Here is a 9,501-nt window from a genome sequence, read left to right on the forward strand (position 1 = left end):
ACCGCCGCCCCCGCCACCCCCGCCGGCAGCCCCGCGATCACCAGCGCCGTGGTGAGCGCCGTCTCCACCGCGCCCACGCCACCCGGCGTCGGGATCGCCGACCCGACCGCGTTGGCCGTCAGGAAGACCACCGCGATCGAGGCGTAACTCAGGTTGTTGCCCTCGCCGAACGCACGGATCGAGGAGTCCAGGCACATCACGAACGTCGCCGTCAGCAGCAGCATCCCGCCGATGCCCGTCAGCAGCTTCCGCGGTCGCTGCAGTACGTCCAGCATGCGCGGAATGACCCCCGCGAACAGCGAACGCACCCGCGTGACCACGAACTTGCGCAGGAACGGGACCGCCGTCACCACCAGCGCCAGGACCGCCGCCGTGAGGAGACCGGCGATCACCGTCCGCGAGGGGGAGAGGTCCGCCGTGGACTCCGTACCGGTGATGTAGCCGAAGACCATCAGCAGCGTGATGTGGCTGGCCAGGCCGAAGAGCTGGGACGCGCCGACGCTCGCCACCGCCAGCCCTGGCCGGATCCCCGAGCGCTGCAGGAAGCGCGTGTTGAGCGCGACGCCACCGACCGCCGCCGGGGCGACCAGCTTCACGAACGAGCCGGAGATCTGCGCCAGGATCGTACGGAAGAAGGACACGTTCTCCGGGACGAAGCCGAGCAGGCTCATCGCCGCCGCGACGTAGCTGAACGCGGAGAAGAAGACAGCGGCGATGACCCAGCCCCACTGCGTCTGCTGCAGCAGATCGTGGAAGGGGATGTTCGCCATCTGCGTGAAGAGGAAGTACGCGGCGACCGACCCGGCGATCAGGCTGATCAGGGTCCGTGGCTTGATGCGCTCCAGACGGACCGGTTCGACCGGCGCCTGCGGACGGATCAGCAGGACCTGGTGGCGGATCTGGGTGAGCAGATCCTCCTCGCGGGCGTTCTCCAGCGCGTCGTCGATGGCCTCCTTCTCGGCCTTCTTCTCCGCGCGTACGTCCTTGCGCGAATCGGCCGGGGCCACCTCGTTGGTGTTGCTGCGGGCCCGTGTCTGGCGGGCCGCGTCCGAGGCCTCTATCACTGCCTCGCGCTCGCGCTGGGCGCGCTCGCGGGCGAGCTGGCGCAGGGTCGAGCGGGTGGTGCGGGAGAGCGCGATCGGCTGGAGGAGGGGGAGACTGTCGGCGACCGCGTCGGGGCCGAGCACCGCGACGGCGGCCGCCACCGCGCGCTCGGCACCGGCACGCAGGCCGAGCGTGGTGAGCAGCTGGGCGATGTCCATCCGGAGCACGATGTCGCCGGCCGCGATCTCGCCGCCCCGCAGATCGGTGACGATGACCGCGCCGTAACGATCCACCAAGATCGCGTCGCCGACCAGCCGGCGGTGCGCGATCCGCCGCGACTGGAGCGATTTCGCCTGGTGCCAGGCGCTGCGCAGCAGCTCGTCGGTGATCTCGTCGTCGGCGAGGGAGTCCAGGGAACGGCCGCCCAGGTGCTCGTAGACGAGCATCACGGCGTCCGGGCCGAGCTCGGAGGTGGCGATCAGCTTGGGGGCGTTGGCGCCGGCGGCGATGGCCGCGTACGCGAGGAGCGCCTCCTGCTCCAGCGCCTGTCGCAGCGACTGGATGGAGCGGCCGGTGGAGATGGAGCGCAGGGTGAGGCGGCGCCAGACCCGGTAGAAGAAGCCCTGGGCCTGCTGCTCGCGGTCGACGACGGTGACGTCGAGGGGCGGGCCGTCCTCCAGGGTGACCAGATAGCGGCGGCCGCGATCGCCCTGCTCGGAGGAGTCGGGGACGTCCTCGGCGCGCATCGCGGTGACCGGTTTGAAGCCGACGTGGCGCAGGCCCGCCAGGAGCTGGCGGCCGGTGGGGCGGACGTTGGGGGAGCCGACCGCGTACAGCGTGCCGTACGCGACGGTCCAGCCGATCAGGATCGTGAGGGCGATCGAGAAGGGCGTGGTCTGGCTGCCGAGGAGTACGGCGAGGGAGTTGACGAGGAGGACCACCCAGAGCGCGACCCGCCAGCGCGGGCGTCTGGCCATGCCGACAGCCGTCATATAGGCGATGACGGGCGCGAGATAGCCGTGCACGGGGTCGGTGAGGCCGCCGCCGGTGATGGGCTGGGTGAGGGCGTCGGTGATCGACTGGGGGGCTGCGCGGGAGACCCAGAGGTCGGTGGCGAGCGAGACGCCGTGCGCGAGGACGGCGGCCAGGACCCCGTCGGCGATCCGCAGCCCGTCACGCTTGACCAGGCGCTCGATCGCGAAGGCGACGGGGAGGATCAGTATCGCGATGGAGGACGTCAGGCCCGCGAGCTTGATCAGCAGGGGAGGCGTACCGCCGGTGCTCTTGCTGATGTCCGCTTCGAGGCCGGTGGTGGTGCCGTGGGCGAAGGCGGCGATGGCGAGCAGCACCGCGATGGCCAGGATGCCGGTGAGCAGGCGCAGCAGGTCGGAGGGGCGGTGCACCCGGGCGGCGAGGAGGGGCTCGTCTCCGGAGACACGGTCGATGTGACCGGACGCGGCGTCGTCGCAGTCGGCGGGAGGCTCGGTCGCCGAGTGCGTGCCGGGGTCTGTTTCCGGGCGCGGCTCGGCGCCGGGAGTGCTCGCCGACGCGGTCGTTGGCTGCACGCCCTGCTCCTCCGTCGTGTCCTTCTGATCCCGGATCAATGCGCTCCACCTTGGTTACTGCCGGGAAGATGGTGGCACGGCGCACTGACACAAGGGGGCATCAGGGCCCCTTTGCGGGAGGAATCACGCTCCGTGTCCGGCCTGGACAGCTGTTCCGGGCGCTGTCGGTGGTGTGGTGCAGGATAGGTCGGATGAGCGACGAGCTGGAGGAGTTGCCGGAGCTGCCGGCGTACGCGGAGAAGGTCCTCGAAGTGGCGGACATGATTCCGCCGGGGCGCGTCATGACGTACGGCGACATCGCCGAATGGCTGGCCGAGGGAGGCCCGCGCCAGGTGGGCCGGGTCATGGCGCTCTACGGCGGCGGCGCCCCGTGGTGGCGCGTGGTCCGCGCCGACGGCACCCTGCTGCCCGGCAACGAGCTCCGCGCCCTGGACCACTACCGCGCCGAGTCCACCCCGCTCAAGGAGGCCTCCCGGGCCGCCGCGGGCCATCTGCCGCGCCTGGACATGCGGCGGGCGCGCTGGGACGGCGGCAACGGGGCTCATGTCTGACAGCTTCCGCCATGCGCGCGTCACGCGGGCGCTCTGAGGACCGTACGGAGTACCGGACCGATCCTCTGCGGCCCCCGCACCACCTGGCGTAGCGTCGTCCGCAGGCGCCCCGCGCAGCCCTCTCACCACCAGCACACTCCCCAGGACCGGCGACACGTGAGCTCCTCCTCCACCAACCGGGTACGGCAACGGACCCAGGGCGCGTACCGACTGGTGCGTACCCCGCCGGTCCCGGTGGATCCTCCTCTTCTGGACGCAGAGCAGCGTGCGGTGGTTGACCATGCGGGCGAGGGGTCGGGACCCCTGCTGGTTCTCGCCGGTCCTGGCACCGGCAAAACCACCACGCTGGTGGAAGCGGTGGCACGCCGCGTCGCCGAAGGGGGCGACCCCGAGCGGATCCTCGTCCTCACCTTCAGCCGCAAGGCGGCCGCCGAACTGCGCGACCGCATGGCGGCACGCCTCGGCGGCGCACGCGGGCCGCAGGCCACGACCTTCCACTCCTTCTGCTACGCGGTCGTACGGGCGCACCAGGATGCCGATCTGTACGCCGAGCCGCTGCGGCTCCTCTCCGGACCCGAGCAGGACCTCGCCGTACGGGAACTGCTCGCCGGACAGCTCGACCTCGGTCACATCCGCTGGCCCGACGAGCTCCGCGCCTGTCTGACCACGCGCGGTTTCGCCGACGAGGTACGGGCCGTGCTCGCCCGCAGCCGCGAACTGGGACTGCGCCCCGAGACCCTGGCCGACTTCGCCAGACGCATCGGCAGGCCCGACTGGGATGCGGCCGCCTCCTTCCTGGCGGAGTACCTGGACGTCCTGGAGATGCAGGGCGTCCTGGACTACGCGGAACTGGTGCACCGGGCGATCCCGGTCGTCGAGGAGGCGGACCTCGGGCGTTCGTACGACACGGTCTTCGTCGACGAGTTCCAGGACACCGACCCCGCCCAGGTCCGCCTGGTGCAGGCGCTGGCCGGCGGCGGCCGGACCCTGATCGCCTTCGGCGACCCCGACCAGTCGATCTACACCTTCCGGGGCGCGGACGTCGGCGGGATCCTCCGGTTCCCCGACGACTTCCGCCGCACCGACGGATCCCCGGCCCCGGTCGCCGTCCTGCGGACCTCCCGGCGCTCCGGCTCCGCGCTCCTCGCGGCCACGAGGCTGCTGACCCAGCGGATGCCGCTGACCCGGCTGCCGTCCAAGAAGGTACGGGCACACCGGGATCTGGGTGCGGTACGGGCGGGGGGCCGGGTGGAGGCGTACACCTACCCCACGGCGGGCACCGAGCTCGACAACATCGCGGACATCCTGCGCAGGGCCCATCTGGAGGAGGGCGTGCCCTGGGGCGAGATGGCCGTCCTGGTGAGGGCGGGCGGACGCTCCATCCCGGCCGTGCGCAGGGCGCTGACCTCGGCGGGCGTACCCCTGGACATCGACGGCGACGACCTGGCGCTGCGCCACGAACCGGCGGTCGCCCCGCTGCTGCTCGCGCTGCGGACGGTGGCCGATGCCGTGCAGGAACCGGACAGCCGGCTGCGGACCGAAGTGGCCCTGGAGCTGCTGGCCTCGCCGCTCGGCGGGATGGACGCCGCCGATCTGCGCAAGCTCGGGCGGGCGCTGCGCGACGAGGAGAGGGCCGGTGGCAATCGCGTACCGCCGCCGTCCGACGAACTCCTCGCCCGCGCGGTCGCCGAGCCCGAGCGGCTCGTCGTGCACGACGCCTCGTACGCGCGCGGTGCCCAGCGGCTCGGCAAGCTCCTCGCAGGCGCCCGGCAGGTCCTCACGGAGGGCGGGACCGCCGAGCGGGCCCTGTGGGAGCTGTGGAACGGGACGTCCTGGCCGCAGCGGCTCCAGCGGTCCGCGTTGCGCGGCGGAGCGGGCGGCCGCAACGCGGACCGCGACCTCGACGCGGTGTGCGCGCTGTTCGACACCGCCGCGCGCGCCGAGGAGCGCACCGGCGGGCGGGGCGCGCTCAACTTCCTTGAGGAGCTGGACGCCCAGGACATCGCCGCCGACACCCTCACCCGGCGGGCCCTGCGGCCCGATGCCGTACGGCTGATGACCGCGCACCGCTCCAAGGGCCTGGAGTGGAGCCTGGTGGTCGTCGCCGGAGTGCAGGAAGGACTCTGGCCTGACCTGCGCCGCCGTGGCTCCCTCCTGGAGGCGGACCGGATCGGGCGCGACGGCCTCGCGGAACCCCTCACTCCGGGAGCGCTCCTCTCCGAGGAGCGCCGCCTCTTCTACGTGGCCGCCACCCGCGCCCGCGAGCGTCTGGTCGTCACCGCGGTCAAGGCCCCGGCCGACGACGGCGACCAGCCGTCCCGCTTCCTGGCCGAACTGGGCGTCGAGCCGAAGGACGTGACGGGCCGCCCGCGCCGCCCCCTCGCCGTCGCCGCCCTCGTCGCCGAGCTGCGCGCCACCACCGTCGACCCGCACGCGTCGCAGACGCTCCGGGAGGCGGCGGCCCACCGCCTGGCACGCCTGGCCGCGCTCGCCGACGAGGAGGGCCAGCCGCTCGTACCCTCCGCGCACCCCTACCGCTGGTGGGGCCTGTACGAACCGACGCGCTCCGCCGTCCCGCTCCGCGACCGCGACGAACCTGTCGCACTCTCCGGCAGTGCGCTCGACCAGCTGGCCAACACCTGCTCCCTGCAGTGGTTCCTGGGCAGGGAGGTCAAGGCGGACGAGCCCGCCACAGCGGCTCAGGGGTTCGGGAACGTGGTGCACGTCCTGGCCGACGAGGTCGCCTCGGGGCGTACGCCGGCCGACCTCGCCGTCCTGATGGAGCGGCTCGACTCCGTGTGGGACGGGCTCGCCTTCGACGCCCCCTGGAAGTCCGTGCAGGAGAAGGAGAACGCGCGCAACGCCCTGGAGCGCTTCCTGCGCTGGCATGTGATGGACCGGGCGGCCCGCACCCCCGTGGCCACCGAGCACGGCTTCGACGTGACGCTGGAGGCGGGCGCGTACGAGGTCCGTATCCGCGGCTCCATGGACCGCGTCGAGACGGACGCGGAGGGGCGTGCGTACGTCGTCGACTTCAAGACCGGCAAGTCCACGGTGACGAAGGACGAGGTCGCGCACCATCCGCAGCTCGCGGTCTATCAGCTGGCGGTACGGGAAGGAGCCGTCGACGAGATCTTCGGCGGGCAGCGCCCCGCTGCGGGCGGCGCCGAACTCGTACAGCTGCGGCAGGCGGCGGCCAAGAAGGACGGCGGCGACGACCTCCCGAAGGTGCAGGGGCAGGAACCGCTGGTGGGGGAGTGGGTCGGGGACCTGCTCGCCACGGCGGCGGGGAAGGTGCTCGACGAGCGGTTCACGCCGTCGACCGGGACGCACTGCGCGCACTGCACCTTCCGGGGGTCGTGCAGTGCGCAGCCCGAGGGGCGCCAGATCGTGGAGTGAGGGCGGTTGTCAGTGGGGGCCGCTAGCGTTGCCCGAGTGACCGCACGTATCACCGACCCCGAGCAGCTCAACGAACTCCTCGGCATCCCGTTCACCCCGGAGCAGACGGCCTGCATCACGGCACCGCCCGCGCCGCAGGTCATCGTGGCCGGGGCCGGTTCGGGGAAGACGACGGTGATGGCCGCGCGGGTGGTGTGGCTCGTGGGGACCGGGCAGGTGGCGCCCGAGCAGGTCCTCGGACTGACCTTCACCAACAAGGCCGCGGGGGAGCTGGCCGAGCGCGTACGGAAAGCGCTGGTGCGGGCAGGGGTGACCGACCCGGACGCGATCGACCCGGACAACCCTCCGGGCGAGCCCCGGATCTCGACGTACCACGCCTTCGCCGGACAGCTCCTGACCGACCACGGGCTGCGGATAGGCCTTGAACCCAGCGCCCGCCTGCTCGCGGACGCGACGCGCTATCAGCTGGCGGCACGGGTGCTGCGGGAGGCGCCGGGACCGTATCCCGCGCTGACCAGGTCGTTCGTATCGCTGGTGAGTGATCTGCTGGCGCTCGACGGCGAGCTGTCCGAACATCTGGCGGAGCCGGAGCGGCTTCGGGCGTACGACACCGAACTGCTGGAGCTCCTTCAGGGAGTCAGGCTCTCCAACGCGGACCTGCGCAAGGTGCCGGAGGCGGCCGAGGCCCGGCGTGAGCTCCTCGACCTGGTGGAGCGCTACCGGAAGGCCAAGCAGGGCCGCGACCTCCTCGACTTCGGCGACCAGATCGCACTCTCGGCCGAGCTCGCACGGACCCGGCCCGAGGTGGGCTCGATCCTGCGGGACGAGTTCCGGGTGGTGCTTCTCGACGAGTACCAGGACACGTCGGTGGCCCAGCGGCTGCTGCTGTCGGGCCTGTTCGGCGGCGGCAGCGGGCACGCGGTGACGGCGGTCGGCGACCCCTGCCAGGCGATCTATGGATGGCGGGGCGCCTCCGTCGCCAACCTGGACGACTTCCCCGAACACTTCCCGTACGCCGACGGGCGCCCCGCCGAACGCTTCTCGCTCAGCGAGAACCGCCGCAGCGGCGGCCGCCTCCTCGACCTCGCCAACGGCCTCGCCGCACCGCTGCGCGCGATGCACGCCGGGGTGGAGGCACTGCGGGCCGCGCCCGGCGCCGAGCGCGAGGGGATGGTGCGGTGCGCCCTGCTGCGTACGCACGAAGAAGAGATCGACTGGGCCGCCGACTCCATCGCCCATCTGGTGCGCACGGGCAAGGAGCCGGGCGAGATCGCGGTGCTGTGCCGCACGGCGGGCGACTTCGCCGTGATCCAGGGGGCGCTGGTCGCCCGGGACGTCCCCGTCGAGGTCGTCGGCCTGTCCGGGCTGCTCCATCTCCCCGAGATCGCGGACCTGGTGGCGTACTGCGAGGTTCTGCAGGACCCGGGCGCGAACGCCTCGCTGGTACGGCTGCTGACCGGACCGCGCTGGCGGATCGGCCCGCGCGACCTGGCGTTGCTCGGCCGCCGGGCGAGGCTGCTCGTGCGGTACGACACGGGGGCCGCCGACGACGATGCGGACCAGCGGCTCGCGGACGCTGTCGAGGGGGTGGACCCGTCCGAGGTGATCTCGCTGGCGGACGCGCTGGACACCTTCCTGGACGTGGGGGGCTCGGGCGGATCCGGTGGCTCGGGTGGCTCGGGTGGCTCGGGCGGCGAGGACGACAGACTTCCCTTCTCCACCGAGGCCAGGGTGCGCTTCGCGCGGCTCGCGGCCGAACTGCGCGACCTGCGGCGGTCCCTGGCGGACCCGCTCATGGACGTACTGCACCGGGTCCTCGCGACGACGGGCCTGGAGGTGGAACTGTCGGCCTCGCCGCACGCACTGGCGGCCCGCCGCCGCGAGACCCTCTCCAACTTCCTGGACACGGCGGCGGGCTTCGCGTCGCTGGACGGCGAGGCGTCCCTGCTGGCCTTCCTCGGCTTCCTGCACACGGCGGCGCAGTACGAGAAGGGCCTGGACAACGCCCTGCCCGGCGGCGAGAACACGGTGAAGGTCCTCACGGCACACAAGGCCAAGGGCCTGGAGTGGGATGTGGTGGTCGTCCCCGGCCTGGTCGCGAAGCAGTTCCCGAGCGAGCAGGGACGGGAGTCCTGGACGGCCCAGCCACAGGTGCTGCCGCACGCGCTGCGCGGGGACGCGGGGACGCTCCCCGACGTCGGGGCGTGGGACGCGAGGGGGATCGCGGGGTTCAAGGTGGCGATGAAGCGCCACCAGCACACGGAGGAACTGCGTCTGGGTTACGTGACCTTCACGCGCCCGCGTTCCCTGCTGCTCGGCTCCGCGCACTGGTGGGGCCCGACACAGAAGAAGCCGCGCGGCCCCTCGGACTTCCTGTACGCGCTGTACGAGCACTGCGAGGCCGGCCTCGGCGAGATCGAGGTCTGGACGGATGCGCCGGAGGAGAACGAGGAGAACCCGGCCCTGCTGGAGGCGGCAAAGGACCATGCCTGGCCCCTGCCCCTGGACGAGGCGGCAACGGCACGAAGGAGGGCGGCAGCGGACCTGGTGCTGGCACACCTGGAACGCCCGGAGGAGCTGGAACATGTCCGTGCGGAGGAGCAAAGCTGGGATTCGGACCGGGACCTGGCCACGACCCAGGACCTGGGCTGGGGCCGGGATGGGGACCTGGCCCCTGAGATGGAGCAGGAGCAGGATTCGGATCTGGCGGACTGGGACAACTGGCCGACGGCCCAGCCAAACCCATCCACCGCCAGCTCAAATGCACCTGTCACCAGCTCAAATCGCCCTGCCACCAGCCCAAATTCGCCTGTCACCAGCTCCAATCGCCCTGCCACCAGCCCAAATCCATCCGCCACCAGCCCAAATCCCCCTGCCACCAACCCAAATCGACCCGCCACCAGCTCAAATCCATCCCACACCAGCCCAAATCAAGCCCCTCC

Annotated in this window: 4 protein-coding genes; 3 read left to right on the top strand and 1 reads right to left on the bottom strand. The window is 72.2% G+C overall.

All coding sequences use genetic code 11. The features are described from left to right. Positions 1-2,609 (bottom strand): lysylphosphatidylglycerol synthase transmembrane domain-containing protein (locus tag J0695_RS30465; RefSeq protein WP_307798815.1); only part of this gene is annotated, 2,609 nt, incomplete at its 3' end. Between the two features lie 191 nt (positions 2,610-2,800). Between J0695_RS30465 and J0695_RS30470 the strand changes: the two genes are divergently transcribed. The 3 genes from J0695_RS30470 to J0695_RS30480 all read left to right on the top strand — a co-directional run. After that, entirely contained in the window at positions 2,801-3,160 is a 360-nt protein-coding gene (locus J0695_RS30470; RefSeq protein WP_242553395.1) for an MGMT family protein, read from the top strand. A 156-nt stretch (positions 3,161-3,316) separates the two neighbouring features. Continuing rightward, a complete protein-coding gene (locus J0695_RS30475; RefSeq protein ID WP_307798816.1) occupies positions 3,317-6,559 on the top strand; it encodes an ATP-dependent helicase in 3,243 nt (1,080 codons plus the stop codon). Between the two features lie 36 nt (positions 6,560-6,595). Beyond that, positions 6,596-9,501 (top strand): ATP-dependent helicase (locus J0695_RS30480; RefSeq protein WP_307798817.1); only part of this gene is annotated, 2,906 nt, incomplete at its 3' end.

It is taken from the genome of Streptomyces beijiangensis (genome assembly GCF_017315755.1).
Lineage (GTDB): Bacteria > Actinomycetota > Actinomycetes > Streptomycetales > Streptomycetaceae > Streptomyces > Streptomyces beijiangensis.

Coding starts and splice junctions, on each gene's coding strand:
- J0695_RS30470 (WP_242553395.1), top strand. CDS start 2,801: ATGAGCGACGAGCTGGAGGAGTTGCCGGAGCTGCCGGCGTACGCGGAG.